This is a genomic window from Amycolatopsis sp. A133 (assembly GCF_031082405.1).
In the GTDB taxonomy this organism is placed as follows: Bacteria; Actinomycetota; Actinomycetes; order Mycobacteriales; family Pseudonocardiaceae; genus Amycolatopsis.
Window position 1 is genome coordinate 45349 of the sequence record NZ_JAVHJU010000002.1, and the last position, 14706, is coordinate 60054.

General features: G+C 71.5%; 14 protein-coding genes. 2 read left to right on the plus strand and 12 right to left on the minus strand.

The window, feature by feature from the left end; all coding sequences use genetic code 11:
* Positions 1–164: 164 nt before the first annotated feature.
* A complete protein-coding gene (locus tag Q5425_RS02065; protein ID WP_308670327.1) occupies positions 165–740 on the minus strand; it encodes a DoxX family protein in 576 nt (191 codons plus the stop codon).
* A 37-nt stretch (positions 741–777) separates the two neighbouring features.
* On the minus strand, positions 778–1686 hold the full coding sequence (locus tag Q5425_RS02070) for a 2-hydroxyacid dehydrogenase (RefSeq protein WP_308670328.1): 909 nt from the start codon (positions 1684–1686) through the stop codon (positions 778–780).
* Between the two features lie 65 nt (positions 1687–1751).
* On the opposite strand from Q5425_RS02070, the gene Q5425_RS02075 reads away from it, so the two are divergent.
* Positions 1752–2960 carry a PQQ-dependent sugar dehydrogenase gene (locus Q5425_RS02075; protein WP_308670329.1) on the plus strand — a complete coding sequence of 403 codons (1209 nt, stop codon included), beginning with the start codon at positions 1752–1754 and terminating at the stop codon, positions 2958–2960.
* Positions 2961–3094: 134 nt separating this feature from the next.
* On the opposite strand, the gene Q5425_RS02080 is transcribed toward Q5425_RS02075, so the two are convergent.
* From Q5425_RS02080 to gatC, 8 genes are all read right to left on the minus strand, one after another.
* Positions 3095–4237 carry a Gfo/Idh/MocA family oxidoreductase gene (locus Q5425_RS02080; protein WP_308670330.1) on the minus strand — a complete coding sequence of 381 codons (1143 nt, stop codon included), beginning with the start codon at positions 4235–4237 and terminating at the stop codon, positions 3095–3097.
* Entirely contained in the window at positions 4237–4956 is a 720-nt protein-coding gene (locus tag Q5425_RS02085; RefSeq protein ID WP_308670331.1) for a cupin domain-containing protein, read from the minus strand. Before Q5425_RS02085 ends, Q5425_RS02080 begins: the two co-directional genes overlap by 1 nt.
* A complete protein-coding gene (locus Q5425_RS02090; RefSeq protein ID WP_308670332.1) occupies positions 4953–5873 on the minus strand; it encodes a PmoA family protein in 921 nt (306 codons plus the stop codon). The genes Q5425_RS02085 and Q5425_RS02090 overlap by 4 nt, the downstream gene beginning before the upstream one ends.
* Positions 5870–6946 (minus strand): Gfo/Idh/MocA family oxidoreductase, encoded by a 1077-nt coding sequence (locus tag Q5425_RS02095; RefSeq protein WP_308670333.1) that lies wholly within the window; start codon positions 6944–6946, stop codon positions 5870–5872. The genes Q5425_RS02090 and Q5425_RS02095 overlap by 4 nt, the downstream gene beginning before the upstream one ends.
* Before the next feature lie 277 nt (positions 6947–7223).
* Positions 7224–7754, minus strand: coding sequence for a hypothetical protein (locus Q5425_RS02100; protein ID WP_308670334.1), 531 nt, complete (start codon positions 7752–7754; stop codon positions 7224–7226).
* Entirely contained in the window at positions 7751–9256 is a 1506-nt protein-coding gene (gene gatB, locus Q5425_RS02105) for an Asp-tRNA(Asn)/Glu-tRNA(Gln) amidotransferase subunit GatB (RefSeq protein WP_308670335.1), read from the minus strand. The genes Q5425_RS02100 and gatB overlap by 4 nt, the downstream gene beginning before the upstream one ends.
* Complete coding sequence (gene gatA / locus Q5425_RS02110; protein ID WP_308670336.1) at positions 9253–10770, minus strand: Asp-tRNA(Asn)/Glu-tRNA(Gln) amidotransferase subunit GatA; 1518 nt, start codon at positions 10768–10770, stop codon at positions 9253–9255. The genes gatB and gatA overlap by 4 nt, the downstream gene beginning before the upstream one ends.
* Positions 10767–11066, minus strand: coding sequence for an Asp-tRNA(Asn)/Glu-tRNA(Gln) amidotransferase subunit GatC (gene gatC / locus Q5425_RS02115; protein WP_308670337.1), 300 nt, complete (start codon positions 11064–11066; stop codon positions 10767–10769). The genes gatA and gatC overlap by 4 nt, the downstream gene beginning before the upstream one ends.
* A gap of 236 nt (positions 11067–11302) precedes the next feature.
* Here gatC and Q5425_RS02120 point away from each other — a divergent pair, with 236 nt between their 5' ends.
* On the plus strand, positions 11303–11956 hold the full coding sequence (locus tag Q5425_RS02120; protein ID WP_308670472.1) for an amino acid-binding protein: 654 nt from the start codon (positions 11303–11305) through the stop codon (positions 11954–11956).
* Positions 11957–12027: 71 nt separating this feature from the next.
* Here Q5425_RS02120 and Q5425_RS02125 read toward each other — a convergent pair whose 3' ends face one another.
* Together Q5425_RS02125 and ligA are read right to left on the minus strand one after the other, a co-directional pair.
* Positions 12028–12522: a GNAT family N-acetyltransferase gene (locus tag Q5425_RS02125; RefSeq protein ID WP_308670338.1), complete on the minus strand. Its 495-nt coding sequence runs from the start codon at positions 12520–12522 to the stop codon at positions 12028–12030.
* A complete protein-coding gene (gene ligA / locus Q5425_RS02130) occupies positions 12515–14695 on the minus strand; it encodes an NAD-dependent DNA ligase LigA (protein WP_308670339.1) in 2181 nt (726 codons plus the stop codon). The genes Q5425_RS02125 and ligA overlap by 8 nt, the downstream gene beginning before the upstream one ends.
* Between the last annotated feature and the right edge of the window lie 11 nt (positions 14696–14706).

Below are 14706 nucleotides of genomic sequence, written 5' to 3' on the forward strand. Positions count from 1 at the left end.
CGGCACCGACCGACGACATCCCAGCCCGACGGCCGAGACATTTCGTCAGGAACGCCCCGGGGGACCCCCGGTTTCAACGTTACCGAAAGCCACCGACAATTCCCCGCCCCAGAACCGCAGTTATCCACAGACCGCCGCGAACCACCCGAGTTGCCCCCAGCCCGCTACCGCGTCAAGACGATGACCACCACGGCCGCCGCCGCGGCCAGCAGCAGCGACACCAGCCCCAACGGCAGCGGCCGCTTCCGCCAGGGCGTGTTCCGCTCCAGCGAGATCGGCCCGGCCCCGGTGAACAGCAGGCTCAACGCCGCCGCCGCGAGCAGCAGTTCGAGCTCGAATCCCTGCCCCTGCCTCTCGAAGAACCCGCCGTGGAACTTCGCGTACACGGCGTTGGCCGCGACGCCGAGCAGGCCCGCCGCCGCCAGCGGGGTGAACAGCCCGACGATCACCAGGACACCGCCGGCGACCTCGGTGACGCCGGTGATCCACGACAGCAGTGTCGTCTGCTTGTGGTAGCCGAACGTCTCGAGCACCCGCGCGAACCCGCCGATGCCCGGCCCGCCGAACAGGCCGAACAGGTGCTGCAGGCCGTGCGCGCCCATGGTCGCGCCGAGCGCCAGCCGCAGGACCAGCAGGCCGAGACCGAGACCGCGCTGGCGCGGGGTGTCGTCCGCCCCGTCGTCCTCGACCCCCGACAGGACGCTGGTGGGCTGCTGCGAAAAGTCGTCTCCACTGCTCACCCGCGCAGGTTAGGGGATCCCCGCGGGCCTGGCGAGCTCAGTATTCGCCGTGGACGAGGTTGTCCGGCAGCTCCCCGCCGGCGTACCGGGCGATCTCCGCCGCGGCGACGGCGTACGACCGGCCACGGACCCCGCGCACGGCCCCGCCGACGTGCGGGGTCAGCAGCAGGCCCGGCACCGTCCACAGCGGGTGCCCGGCGGGCGGCGGCTCGGGGTCGGTGACGTCGAGCGCGGCCCGCAGCCGGCCCGTGGTCAATTCGGCGACCAGGGCGTCGGTGACCACGACGGCGCCGCGGGAGACGTTGACCAGCACCGCGCCGTCGCGCATCCGGGCCAGGAACTCCGCGTCGACCATCCCGCGCGTGCGGGACGTCAACGGCACCATCAGCACGACGACGTCGTGCAGTTCGAGCAACGCGGGCAGCTCGCGCACGGCGTGCACGCCGTCCCGCGCGGTCATCCCGACCATCGTGCAGCGCACGTCGAACGGCTCGAGCCGGCGCCGCAGGTGCCGCCCGAGGTCGCCGGCGCCGATGACGAGCACGCGCTTGCCCTGGAGCGTGTCGGCCGTCTGGCGCTCCCACCGGCCTTCGCGCTGCGCCGTGGCGAAGACGTTCAATTTCCGGTAAATCGACAGCAGCGCCGCGACGACCCACTCGGCGGTGCTGCCGCCGTGCGCGCCGCGGCAGGTGGACAGCAGGACGCCGTCGGGCACCTTGCCGACCCAGTCCTCGGCGCCGGCGGACAGCAGCTGGATCAGCCTCAGGCTCGGCAGGGTGCGCCACAGCTGCTCGCCGGGCGGGTGCTTGCCGGGGATGAGCACCTCGGCCTTCGCAGCCTCGCGGGGCACCGGCTCGCCCCACTGGTAGCGCACGGGCAGGACCCGCGGAACCTCGGCGAGCACGGTCATGCCCTCGTCGTCGGGCACCAGCACGGTCAGCGTCATGATCCCCAACGTAATCCAGGAGTACTCACCCATGGTTCACGCACCGGCCCCTAGGCTGGGGGATCATGCGCACCCGGTACCGCTCGGCCCTGCTGGCGATCTTGGCCTGCGGCGTCCTGCTGCCCGCGGGGTGCGCGCGGTTCGACGACACCGCGGCGGGCCAGACGTTCAGCCCCGCGCCCGTGCCGAGCCCCGAGTCGCCGCCCGAGGTCCAGGGTCCCGGCGCGGACTCCGGGAGCGACGGCAAGCAGGCACGGCCCGGCCAGTCGGCCACGCCGGTGCCGCCGCCGCAGGGCTGCAAGGACTTCGACCCGTCGGTGATCGCGACGTGCCTGGACACCGTCGCCGCGGTGGCCGGCCTGCCGGGGGACGGCTCCACGCCGAGCGCGCTGGCCGGCGAGCGCAAGAGCGGCCGCGTCCTGCTGGCGACGGCCGGCAAGGACGCGACGGAATTCGCGAAGCTCGACGTCCGGGCGGACGGCGACGGCGGTTTGACCGGGCTCGCGACCTCGCCGTCGTACGTCGAGGACCAGCTGGTGTTCGCCTACATCACCACCGCGACCGACAACCGCGTCGTGCGGTTCGCCAAGGGCCAGGCGCCGAAGCCGGTGCTCACCGGCATCCCGAAGGGCGCGTCCGGCAACCGCGGCACGATCGGCACCGACAACCGCGGCGCGCTGCTGATCGCGACCGGCGACGCGGGCAACCCGAACGCCGCGGCCGACGCGAACTCCCTCGCCGGGAAGCTGCTGCGGATCGACACGTCGGGCAAGGCCGCGGCGGGTAACCCGAACGGCTCGCTCGTGGTGGCGACCGGCCTGCACGCGCCGGGCGGGGTGTGCGCCTCCGCCGACGGCGGCCGCGTCTGGGTCACCGACCGGCTCGCCGACAAGGACGCCCTCTACCGCATCGAGGCGGGCCGTCCGCTGACGACGCCCGCGTGGACGTGGCCGGACAAGCCGGGCGTCGCGGGCTGCGCCGACTTCGTCGACGCGAACGGCTCGATCTCGGTCGGCACGTCACTGGCCGGAAATCTGCAAAGCCTGCCGGTGACCCCCGAGGGCGCGATCAGCGGCAAGCCGACGGTGAGCCTCGACGGGAAAACCGGCAAGCCCCCGGTGACGTACGGACGGCTCGCGGGCATGAGCATGATCAACCCGCAGCTGGCCGTGGCGGGCACGGTCAACAAGGGCGGCGGCACCCCGGTCTCGAGCGACGACAGGGTCGTGCTGATCAGCCCGGCCACCTCCGGCGGCGGCAACGGCAAGGACTGACCCGCGGATATCCGCCTGTCGCCGATGATCGACCACGGCGTCACCATGGCTTTCGCCGGCCGAAGCAGTTCGCCGCGACGGGATCGACCGGCCGTGCGCCGCACGGCCGGCCCCCCACCTCGTCCGGCAGCCGGTCAGCTCAACGGCTTCAGCTCCACGCGGCGCCCCTCCGCCGACGACGTCAGCCCGGCCTCCGCCAGCTGCAGTCCCCGCGCGGCCGAGAAGAAGTCGTACCGGTGTTGCCGCCCGGCGACCACGTCCCGCACGAACTCCTCCCACTGCGCCTTGAAGCCGTTGTCGAACTCGGCGTTGTCCGGCACTTCCTGCCACTGGTCGCGGAACTGCTCGGTCGCGGGCAGGTCGGGGTTCCAGACGGGCTTCGGCGTCGCCGAACGGTGCTGGACGCGGCAGCGCCGCAGCCCGGCGACCGCGCTGCCCTCGGTGCCGTCGACCTGGAATTCGACCAGCTCGTCGCGGAACACCCGGGTGGACCACGACGAGTTGATCTGCGCGATGGCCCCCGTCTCCAGTTCGAAGATGCCGTACGCGGCGTCGTCCGCCGTCGCCGCGTAGGCCTCGCCCTGCTCGTCCCAGCGGCGCGGGATATGCGTCACCGCCTTGGCCGTCACCGCCGAAACGCGGCCGAAGAGGTCTTCGAGCACGTAGTTCCAGTGGCAGAACATGTCGAGCACGATCCCGCCGCCGTCCTCGGCGCGGTAGTTCCAGCTCGGGCGCTGCGCCTCCTGCCAGTCGCCCTCGAACACCCAGTAGCCGAACTCGCCGCGCACCGACAGGATCCGCCCGAAGAACCCGCCGTCGACCAGCCGCCGCAGCTTCCGCAGCCCGGGCAGGAACAGCTTGTCGTGCACGACGCCGTGGCAGATCCCCGCGTCCCGGGCGAGCCCGGCCAGCTCCAGCGCCGCCGGCAGCGTTTCGGCGAGGGGCTTCTCGGCGTAGACGTGCTTGCCCTCGGCGATCGCCGCCCGCACCGACGGCTCGCGCGCCGACGTCAGCTGCGCGTCGAAGTAGATCTCGACGTCGGAGAGCGCGGAGACGGCGTCGGTGGTCCACGCCGTCAGGCCGTGCCGGTCGGCGAGGTCCTTGAGTTTCGCCGCGTTGCGCCCGGCGAGGATCGGTTCGAGCTGCACGCGGCGGCCGTCCGGCAGGGCGACGCCACCCTGTTCGCGGATCGCCAGGACCGACCGGAGCAGGTGCTGCCGGTAGCCCATCCGGCCCGTCACCCCGTTGAGCAGCACTCCGATGCTGGACTGGTTCATCACTGCAAGCCTTCCTGGTCGAGCGGGATGTCGTATTCGGCACGGCGGCCGCACATGCCGTAGCCGTCGGGGTTCGACGGCGTCGCGACCCGCAGGCCGGACCGGTCGAGGTGGCTCCCGTCGCCGTCGGCGAGCGCCTTGAGGTGCGCGCCGGTCAGTTCGGCGGCCCGCAGTGCCCCGGCCCGCCAGCGCGGTACCCACTCTGCGACCTTCGGGGCGACCAGCGCGACGGCCGCGCGGTGGAACGCCCGCAGCGGTTCGGGATCGCCGTCTCGCAGAGCGTCACGCAGCGGCAGGTACCCGCGAACGGCCAGGTCACGGCGGTGCCGCGCGGCGTCGTCGGTTTTCGGCAACGCCGCGGCCTCGGCGTAGGCGGCCGCGTCGGCGAGCACGTCGGGCGGGAACGTGAACACGGCGTCCCCGGCCTCCGGCAGCCCGCTGTTCTGCATGAGGACCGTGACGCGCAGGTCGTCGTCCTGCACCATCCGGTGCACGGTGCCGGGCGCGAACCACGCGATCACCCCGGCGGCCAGGGGCGTCTCCGCGTAACCGCCGACGCTCAGCGTCTGGACGGCGCCACGGCCGCCGGTGACGACGTAGGCCTCGGTGCAGGCGAGGTGGACGTGCGGGCTGCCGCCGCAGACGCCGTCCTCGGCCTCCCAGTCGTAGGCGCGCAGGTGCGAGACGCCGATGCCGCCCGGTAGCGGAAATTCGTTCATGACCACCCGTGCCCGTCGAGGTAGCCGGTCACCCGGTCGCGGTCCCAGGCGCCGTCGGCGACGACGATCCGGTAGCGGTAGCTGAAGCTTTCACCCGGCGGGAGGTCGAATTCTGCAAAAAACGCCCAGGAGAACGCGACCATGGGCGTCTCCTGGGAACGGACGAACCAGTGCGACTCGTGGATCGCCTTGTCGTTCTCGGGCGCGTGCGCGAAGACGAGTGTCGAATGCGCGTCGACGTCGTCGTGCTCGCCGACGAACGCGAGCCACGGCGCCTGCGCGCCCATCATCTCCTCGCCCTCGAGGTCGCCGGGCCCGAGGACCCGGCCCCCGCCGAAGTCCCGGGGCCCTCGCCAGTGCAGGCCGGTGTACCCGGCCAGTTCGCGGCCGGCGGTGGTCGGGCTGCCGAACACGAGCGGGGTGTCGCGGACGTTGGTCAGCTCGATCCCCCAGTCGAGTGCCCAAGCCCCTTCGGCCGGCTCGACCGAGTGGACGACGAGGTCGCGCCGCTCCCGCGCCCACTCGCCGCCGCCGTCGGCGACCCAGGTGAGGTGTTCGGTGAGGCTCAGCCGATCGCGTTCGACGGTGAAGCCGGCGAATTCGTCGTGGCGCATGGAGCCGATGCGATCGGGCAGGTTCTGGTACCCCTGGCCGGGGACGTAGGTGTGGCCGCCCCAGAAGTTCTGCCCGGACAGGTGGCTCGCCGTCATCTGCAGGCCCTTGTGCCACCGGTGGTCGGCGGGCCGGTACCCGCTGACGGGCCGGCCGCCGAGGGTGCGCAGCGGGTGGGCGTAGGGCTTGCGCGACTCGAAGGCCACCGGGTCCGGTTTGTACACATAGGACATCAGCTGGACGCCGCCCGCCTCGACCGAGACGTGTTCGCCGTGCCGGTGGGTCACCGTGATGGCCGCGCTCATCCGCGCGCCCCGGTCTGGGTGCGGGTGCCGGCCATGGAACGGTAGAAGGCGTCGCCGGGCCCGATCTCCCCGCGCCGCACGCCGAGCCCGGTGGACGCGGACTTGTAGAGCGCCGCGACGAGCTCCAGCACCTGCCGCCCGTCGCCCCCGCTGCACGGCGGCCGCCGCCCGGCCCGGTAGGCGGCGAGGATCGGCGTGAACGCGGCGGCGTGCGAGCTGTCGACGTCGGCGGGCGGGGTGAGCCAGCGCTGCATGGCCTCCCCCTCGATGTGCGGGGCCGGCGTGTAGTGCCAGTTCTTGACCCCATACCCGTAGAGGTGGGTCAGCTCCGCGGTGGCGCGCTCGCAGTCGATCCGGATCCGGCTCACCTCGTCCGGCGAAAGGACGCTGTTGACGACGGTCGCGAGCGCCCCCGACTCGAACCGGACGAGCGCCGTGGAGACGTCTTCGGTCTCGACGTCGTGCACCAGCCGCGCAGTCATCGCGCGGACCTCGGCCCACTCGCCGAGCAGGTGGAGCAGCAGATCCATCTGGTGGATGCCGTGCCCCATGGCCGGCCCGCCGCCCTCGGTCTCCCAGCGCCCGCGCCACGGCACCGCGTAGTAGGCGGCATCGCGGTACCAGGTGGTCTGGCAGTGTGCGACGAGCGGACGGCCCAGTTCGCCCTCCGCGAGCAGGGACCGGAAGTGCGCGGCGGCCGAGCCGGACCGCTGCTGGTAGACGAAGGACGCGTACGGCCCGCTGTCTCGCTCGGCGACGGTCATTTCGTCGTATTCGGCGAGCGACCGGCACGGCGGCTTCTCGCACCAGACCCAGGCGCCGCTCTCGAGGGCCTGCTTGGTCTGCTCGACGTGCAGGCTCGGCGGCGTGCAGACCGAGACGAGGTCGGGCTCCTGCTCGACGAGCAGCGTGCCCAGGTCGTGGTAGGGCTGGACGTGGTCCATACCGGCGCAAAACGCGGTCACCCTGGCCTCGTCGACGTCGGCGGCGGCCACGATCTCGACGTCGTCGCCGTGGGCCTGGTAGGCGGTCCGGTGGCTTTCCGCGATGGCCCCGGTTCCGATGACGGCCACCCGTAAGCGCTTTCCTTCGGCCACCCGGGTCTCCCTCCTCGGTTCCGGCGCCCCTGCAGCGCCGGTCCGCATCGCCCGGCCCCCGCGGGGTGGCGATCTCCGCGGCTGGGCTGCGCCTCTCCGACCGTTCCAGAAAGCGCTTTCTCATGCAACGGGCGGTCACGATGTCAACGTTGTCAACGACCGCGATCAGCCGGTCGGACGACACGGGTATCCCGGTCGGAAATTCCCCAGCGGCAGGACTCTTACCGAAGGGACCGGGCGGCGCACTCGAAGGTCAGCTGCTCTTGCTGCGGGTCTTCCGCGGCTGCCGGCTTTCGGCCCGCATCGCCAGCATGTCCAGGAAAGCGGCCACGCCGGACACCAGCGCGGCGAACAGCCCGAGGAACCGGCCGACGCCCGGTCCGATGGCGACCCCGGCCGCCTGGAAGATGCCGCGCTGGTCGGCGTCGAACTCCCAGTCCAGCGTGAACCAGCCCAGCGCCATCAGCAGCAGCGACGCCGCGGCGACGATCAGCCACAGGTGCGGCAGGCCGCTGACCCGCAGGCTCCGGTTTCGCCCGAAAACGACCACGACCAGCCCGACCAGCAGCAACGGCAGCGGCGGGCACCAGGCGAAGAAGCTCGAGTGCCACGCGTCGCGGACGACGTCACCCTGCGGCAGCTGCGCGAGGATGTCTTCGATGTCCGGTCTGTCGGCGGTCAGCGTGGTCCACGGAAGGAACGTCGAGCCCGGCGCGAGCAGCCCGGCCGCCAGGCCGAGCCACTCGCGCCAGGTGACGCTTTTGACGAATCCCGGCAACGTCAAGAACCGACGCGCTCGATGATCAGTTCACGGACCCGCTTGGCGTCGGCTTGGCCCTTGGTCGCCTTCATGACCGCACCGACGATCGCACCCGCCGCGGCGACCTTCCCGCCGCGGATCTTGTCCGCGACGTCCGGCTGCGCCGCCAGGGCTTCGTCGATCGCGGCGAGGAGAGCCGAATCGTCCGAGACGACCTTCAGCCCCCGCTTCTCGACGACCTCCCGCGGCTCACCTTCACCGGCGAGCACCCCCTGGACGACTTCCTTCGCCAGCTTGTTCGTCAGCTCGCCGGAGGTGACCAGCCCGATCACCTCGGCCACCTGGGCCGGGGTGATCGCCAGCTCGGCGAGCTCGACCTCGCGGGCGTTGGCCTCCTGGGCGAGGGTGTTGACCCACCAGCCGCGGGCGTCATCCGGCGACGCACCGGCCTCGACCGTCGCCGCAACGAGGTCGACGGCGCCGACGTTCAGCAGGTCACGCAGGGCTTCGTCGGAAAGCGACCACTCGGTCTGGATCCGCTTCCGCCGCTCGGACGGCATCTCCGGCAGCGTGCCGCGCAGCTGCTCGACCCACTCGCGCGACGGCGCGATGGGGACCAGGTCGGGCTCCGGGAAGTACCGGTAGTCCTCGGCGGTCTCCTTCGTCCGGCCGGACGAAGTGGTGCCGTCGGCCTCCTGGAAGTGCCGCGTCTCCTGCTTGATCGTCCCGCCCTCGGCGAGGATCGCCGCCTGCCGCGTCATCTCGTAGCGGACGGCGCGCTCGACGCTGCGCAGCGAGTTGACGTTCTTCGTCTCGGTCCGGGTCCCGAACTCGGTCGCGTCCTTCGCCATCAGGGAGACGTTCGCGTCGCACCGCAGCGAGCCCTGGTCCATCCGGACGTCGGACACGTCGAGCGCGCGCAGCAGGTCCCGCAGGGCGCTCACGTACGCCCGCGCAACCTCGGGAGCCCGCTCGCCGGTGCCCTCGATCGGCTTGGTGACGATCTCGATCAGCGGCACGCCGGCCCGGTTGTAGTCGAGCAGCGAGTGCTCGGCACCGTGGATCCGCCCGGTGGCGCCGCCGACGTGCAGCGACTTGCCGGTGTCCTCCTCCATGTGCGCGCGCTCGATCTCCACGCGCACGACCTCGCCGTCGTCGAGCGTGACGTCGAGGTAGCCGTTGAAGGCGATCGGCTCGTCGTACTGCGACGTCTGGAAGTTCTTCGGCATGTCCGGGTAGAAGTAGTTCTTCCGCGCGAACCGGCACCACTCGGCGATCTCGCAGTTCAGCGCGAGACCGATCCGGATCGCGCCCTCGACGGCCTTGCCGTTGAGGGCAGGCAGCGCGCCGGGCAGGCCGAGGCAGGTCGGGCAGACCTTCGTGTTCGGCTCGCCGCCGAACTCGTTTTCGCAGCCGCAGAACATCTTCGTGTTCGTGTTCAGCTCGACGTGCACTTCGAGCCCGAGCACGGGGTCGAAGCGTTCGATGACGTCGGCGTAGTCCATCAACTCGGCCACGGCAGTCACTTCGTTCCTCCCAGCTCCGGGACCTTGTGGATGAGCGCCCCGCCGGCGGCGGCATCGCGGGCGGCCTCGTAGGCGGCGCCGACCCGGTAGAGCCGGTCGTCGGCGAGCGCCGGGGCCATGATCTGCAGCCCGACGGGCAGCCCGTCCTCGTCGGACAGCCCGCTCGGCACGCTCATGGCGGCGTTGCCGGCGAGGTTCGACGGGATCGTGCACAGGTCGGCGAGGTACATCGCCATCGGGTCGTCGACGCGCTCGCCGATCTTGAACGCCGTGGTCGGCGTCGTGGGCGAAACGAGGACGTCGACCTGCTCGAAGGCGGCGTCAAAGTCGCGCGTGATCAGCGTGCGCACCTTCTGCGCCGAGCCGTAGTAGGCGTCGTAGTAGCCGGACGACAACGCGTAGGTGCCCAGCATGATCCGCCGCTTGACCTCGGCGCCGAAGCCCTTCTCGCGGGTCAGCGACATGACCTCTTCGGCGCTGTGCGTGCCGTCGTCGGCGACGCGCAGGCCGTAGCGCATGGCGTCGAACCGCGCGAGGTTCGACGAGCACTCGCTCGGCGCGATCAGGTAGTACGCGGGCAGCGCGTAGACGAAATGCGGACAAGAGACCTCGACGACCTCGGCACCGAGCGCCCGCAGCTGCTCGACCGCGGCCTGGAACGACCGCAGCACGCCCGGCTGGTAGCCGTCGCCGCCGAACTCCTTCACGACGCCGACCTTGACGCCCTTCAGGTCGCCGTTCGCGCCCTGGCGCGCCGCGGCGACGACCGGCGGCACCGGCGCGTCGATGGACGTCGAGTCCCGCGGGTCGTACCCGGCGATGACCTCGTGCAGCAACGCGGCGTCGAGCACCGTCCGGGCGCAGGGCCCGGCCTGGTCGAGCGACGACGAAAAAGCGACGAGCCCGTACCGCGACACCCCGCCGTAGGTCGGCTTGACCCCGACGGTGCCGGTGACGGACCCGGGCTGCCGGATCGACCCCCCGGTGTCGGTGCCGATGGCGATGGCGGCTTCGAAGGCCGCGATCGACGCGGACGAGCCACCGCCCGACCCGCCCGGGATGCGGGCGTGGTCCCACGGGTTGTGCGTCGGGCCGTACGCCGAGTTCTCGGTCGAGGACCCCATGGCGAACTCGTCCATGTTGGTCTTGCCGAGGATGACGACACCGGCCTCGCGCAGCTTGCGCGTCACAGTTGCGTCGTACGGCGGGATCCAGCCCTCGAGCGTTTTCGAACCACAGGTCGTCGGCACACCCTCGGTGGTGAGGACGTCCTTGAGCGCGAGCGGCACGCCCGCCAGCGGCGACGCGGGCGCCTTGCCGTCGGCGATGCCCTCGTCGACGGCCTTGGCCGCGGCGAGCGCGCCCTCGGTGTCGACGTGCAGGAACGCGTGGATGTGGTCGTCGACCTCGGCGATCCGGTCCAGGTGGGCCTGGGTGACCTCGACCGCGGACACCTCGCGCGAGTGGATCTTCCCCGCCAGTTCCGCGGCGGTCAGCTTGATGAGCTCGGTCACTGCTCTTCCCCCAGAATCCGCGGCACCCGGAAACGCCCGTCCTCGGCGGCCGGCGCACCGGCCAGCGCCTGCTGCTGCGTGAGCCCGGGGACGACGACGTCCTGCCGGAAGACGTTCGTCAGCGGCACGGCGTGCGACGTGGGCGGCACATCGTCGGCGGCGACCTCGCTCACCTTGGCCACCGAGTCCAGGATCTGGTCGAGCTGGCCGGCGAAGACGTCGATCTCGTCGTCGGTCACGGCCAGCCTGGCCAGCTTCGCGAGGTGCGCGACCTCGTCTCGGGAAATGTTGGGCACGCGGGTGACTCCCGGGTTGTGCTGTGCGGGTTGTCTCGGAAGCTGCAAGTCTATGGTGGCGGCGTGGGCGGACTCGACTGGGTTACGCCCGGCGCAAGCCGGCTGCCGTCCGGCGACGCTCACATCCCGCCCGGCGGACAGCAGGTCCCGCGAGCCGGGTGGGTCTGTCACAATCGGCGACCGGCATCGAGCGTCCCACGGCAAGGCTGGGACGCCAGAGGTGAGAGGGGCGCGTGGTGTCGTTCCTGATCCGGGTCCTCCTTCCGGACAGCCCGGGGACCCTCGGCGCGGTGGCCACGGCGCTCGGCACGGTAGGCGCCGACATCCTGAGCGTGGACGTCGTCGAGCGCGGCACCGGCCTCGCCGTCGACGACCTGGTGGTCGAGCTCCCATCGGGCCGGCTGCCCGACGCGCTCATCACGGCGGCGGAGAGCGTCGAAGGCGTCGAAGTGGACGCGGTCCGTCCCTACGCAGGCGTCCTCGACACGCATCGTGAGCTCGAACTCGTCGAAGAAATCGCCGCCCAGCCGAAGTCGGGCCTCGACATCCTCGCCGAGGGCGTGCCCCGCATCGTGCGCGCCGGCTGGGCGATGATCGTCGAACATTCCGAAACCGGCGCGGTCCGGCTGGCCTCGTCCAGCGCGGCCCCGGAGACCCCGATCACCGACCTGCCCTGGCTGCCGCTCGAGCGCGCGACGGTCCTGGACAGCGAGGAAGCCTGGATCCCGGAGACGTGGAAGGAGCTCGGCACCGAGCTCGCCGCGACCCCGCTCGGCAAACCCGGCAAGGCGCTGCTCGTCGCGCGCCCCGGCGGCCCGAACTTCCGCGCCGCCGAGGTCGCCCGGCTCGCCCACCTCGCCGGCATCGTCGCGGTCGTCCTCGACGGCTAGCGCGAGATCGTCACGTCGTCGAGAAAGGGCGAGCCCGCCGCGGCTTCGTCCCTTTCTCGACGACGCCCAGGTCAGACGTCGATCTGATAGGCGAGCAGGATGATGTGCGGGAACGGCCGCCAGTCCCGCTCGGCCAGCCGCGCGAACCCGAGACGTTCGTAGAGCCGATGTGCGCTGTGCATCCGGTCGCCGCTGCTCAGCACCACCTTGCGGAGCCCCAGCGCGCGAGCGCGGTCGAACACCGCCCTGATCAGGGCTTCGCCGACCCCACGGCCACGCGCCGACGGCGCCACCGCCAGCATCCGGAACTCCAGCTCTCCCGGACGCGAGATCTCGGCGTACTCGGACCCGGGGTGCACGACGGTCACGGTGCCGAGTACCTCCCCCGCCCCGTCCACGGCAACGAGGACCTCAGCTTCTTCGACCCGCCGCGCAACATCACGCAGCCTCGCGTCGTAGCCGACGTCGTCGTCCAGGTGGCCGTCGGCTTCGTACGCCTGCACTGTGACCTCGCCCGCCGCGGCGTACTCCTCGGGCCGCGGCGGCCGGATCTCGACATCACCCATCCGTCTCCCCAGTCTCTTCTTCGGCGGTCTCGTCGCCGGTCGGCAGCGCCACCTCCCGCGCCGCGTCGGGGCCCTGCTCCAGCAGGACGCGGAAGCCGGCTTCGTCGAGCACCGGCACCTTGAGCTGAACGGCCTTGTCGTACTTCGAACCAGGCGAGTCCCCGGCGACGACGAACGCGGTCTTCTTCGAGACCGACCCGGCGGCCTTGCCGCCGCGGGCCATGATGACCTCCTTGGCCTCGTCGCGGGAGAAGCCGTCGAGCGACCCCGTCACCACGATCGACAGACCCTCGAGGTGGCGGGGAATCGATTCGTCGCGCTCCTCCGCCATCCGGACGCCGGCGCGTCGCCATTTTTCGACGATCTCGCGGTGCCAGGCGACCTCGAACCACTCCTGCGTCGCGTGGGCGATGGTCGGGCCGACGCCGTCGACCGCCGAGAGCTCCTCCTCGGTGGCCTGCTCGATCCGGTCGATCGACCCGAACTCGCGGGCCAGCGCCTGCGCCGCGGTCGGCCCCACGTGCCGGATCGACAGTGCGACCAGCACCTTCCACAACGGCCGGTCCTTCGCCGCGTCGAGGTTGGCGAGCAGCTTCCGCGCGTTCGCCGACAACTCGCCGGCCTTGGTCCGGAACAGCTCGACCTCGGCGAGGCTGTCCTCGTTCAGGTCGAAGACGTCGCCCTCGTCGGCGACCACCCGCGCGTCGAGCAACGCGACCGCCGCCTCGTACCCGAGGACCTCGATGTCGAAGGCGCCGCGCCCGGCCAGGTGGAAGAGCCGCTCCCGCAGCTGCGCGGGACAGAACCGGGTGTTGGGGCAGCGGATGTCCTTGTCGCCTTCCTTCTGGTAGGCGAGCTCCGTGCCGCATTCCGGGCAGTGGGTGGGCATGACGAACTCGCGCTCGTCGCCCGTGCGCGCGTCCACGACCGGCCCGAGGACCTCGGGGATGACGTCGCCGGCCTTCCGGATGACGATCCGGTCGCCGATGAGCACACCCTTGCGCTTGACCTCCTCCTGGTTGTGGAGGGTGGCCCTGGCCACGGTCGACCCCGCGACCGTGACGGGCTCGGTGACCGCGAACGGCGTCACCCGCCCGGTCCGCCCGACGCCGACCTGGATGTCCAGCAGCGTGGTGATCGCCTCTTCCGGCGGGTACTTGTAGGCGATCGCCCACCGCGGCGCGCGCGACGTCGTGCCCAGCCGTCGCTGCAACGTCACCTGGTCGACCTTGATGACCACGCCGTCGATCTCGTGCTCGGCGTCGTGCCGGTGCTCGCCCCAGTAGGCGATGTGCGCAGTGAGCTCGTCAGCCGAAGTCAGGACTTTGCTGTGCGGCGACACCGGCAGCCCCCACGCGGCCAGCGCGTCGTACGCCTCCGACTGGCGCTGGGGCTCGAAGCCCTCGCGCTTGCCGAGCCCGTGGCAGATCAGCCGCAGCCGGCGCTCGCGAGTGATCTTGGGATCTTTCTGCCGCAGCGAGCCGGCCGCGGTGTTGCGCGGATTCGCGTACGGCGGCTTGCCGGCTTCGACCATCTTCGCGTTCAGCTCGAGGAAGTCCTCGACGCGGAAGTAGACCTCACCGCGCACCTCGACCAGGGCGGGCACCGGGAACTGATCGGTGCCGGTCAGCGTCAGCGGGACCTGGTCGAGGGTGCGGACGTTGAGCGTGACGTCCTCACCGGTCCGGCCGTCACCCCGCGTGAGCGCGCGGGTCAGATGGCCGTTTTCGTACAACAGGTTGATCGCCAAGCCGTCGATCTTCAGCTCGGCGAGGAACTCGGTGCGCCCGACCTCCTTCTCGACGCGTTCGACCCACGCCAGGAACTCGTCTTGGTCGAACACGTTGTCCAGGCTGAGCATGCGCTCGAGGTGGTCGTGCGCGGTGAACTCGGTCGAGAACGTGCCCCCGACCCGCTGGGTCGGCGAATCGGGCGTGACCAGCGCCGGATGCGCTTCCTCGAGCCGCTGCAGTTCGCCCAGGAGCTCGTCGAACTGCCCGTCGGAGATGATCGGCGAGTCCAGGACGTAGTAGCGGAACTGGTGGTCGCGCAGTTCCTCGGCGAGGGCGCTGTGCCGCTCGCGCACGTCGGCCGGGACGTCGGTGACGTCCTCGGCGGCCACCGGGGCGTCGACCGCCGCCACCTGGTCCTGGGGAAGTTCGGTGCTGCTCACGGGTGGTAACC

What these genes read in the sequence shown, in the direction of transcription:
- Q5425_RS02085 (WP_308670331.1), bottom strand. Translation starts at nt 4,956, where the DNA reads ATGAACGAATTTCCGCTACCGGGCGGCATCGGCGTCTCGCACCTGCGC.
- Q5425_RS02070 (WP_308670328.1), bottom strand. Translation starts at nt 1,686, where the DNA reads ATGACGCTGACCGTGCTGGTGCCCGACGACGAGGGCATGACCGTGCTC.
- Q5425_RS02075 (WP_308670329.1), top strand. Translation starts at nt 1,752, where the DNA reads ATGCGCACCCGGTACCGCTCGGCCCTGCTGGCGATCTTGGCCTGCGGC.
- Q5425_RS02090 (WP_308670332.1), bottom strand. Translation starts at nt 5,873, where the DNA reads ATGAGCGCGGCCATCACGGTGACCCACCGGCACGGCGAACACGTCTCG.
- Q5425_RS02080 (WP_308670330.1), bottom strand. Translation starts at nt 4,237, where the DNA reads ATGAACCAGTCCAGCATCGGAGTGCTGCTCAACGGGGTGACGGGCCGG.
- Q5425_RS02125 (WP_308670338.1), bottom strand. Translation starts at nt 12,522, where the DNA reads ATGGGTGATGTCGAGATCCGGCCGCCGCGGCCCGAGGAGTACGCCGCG.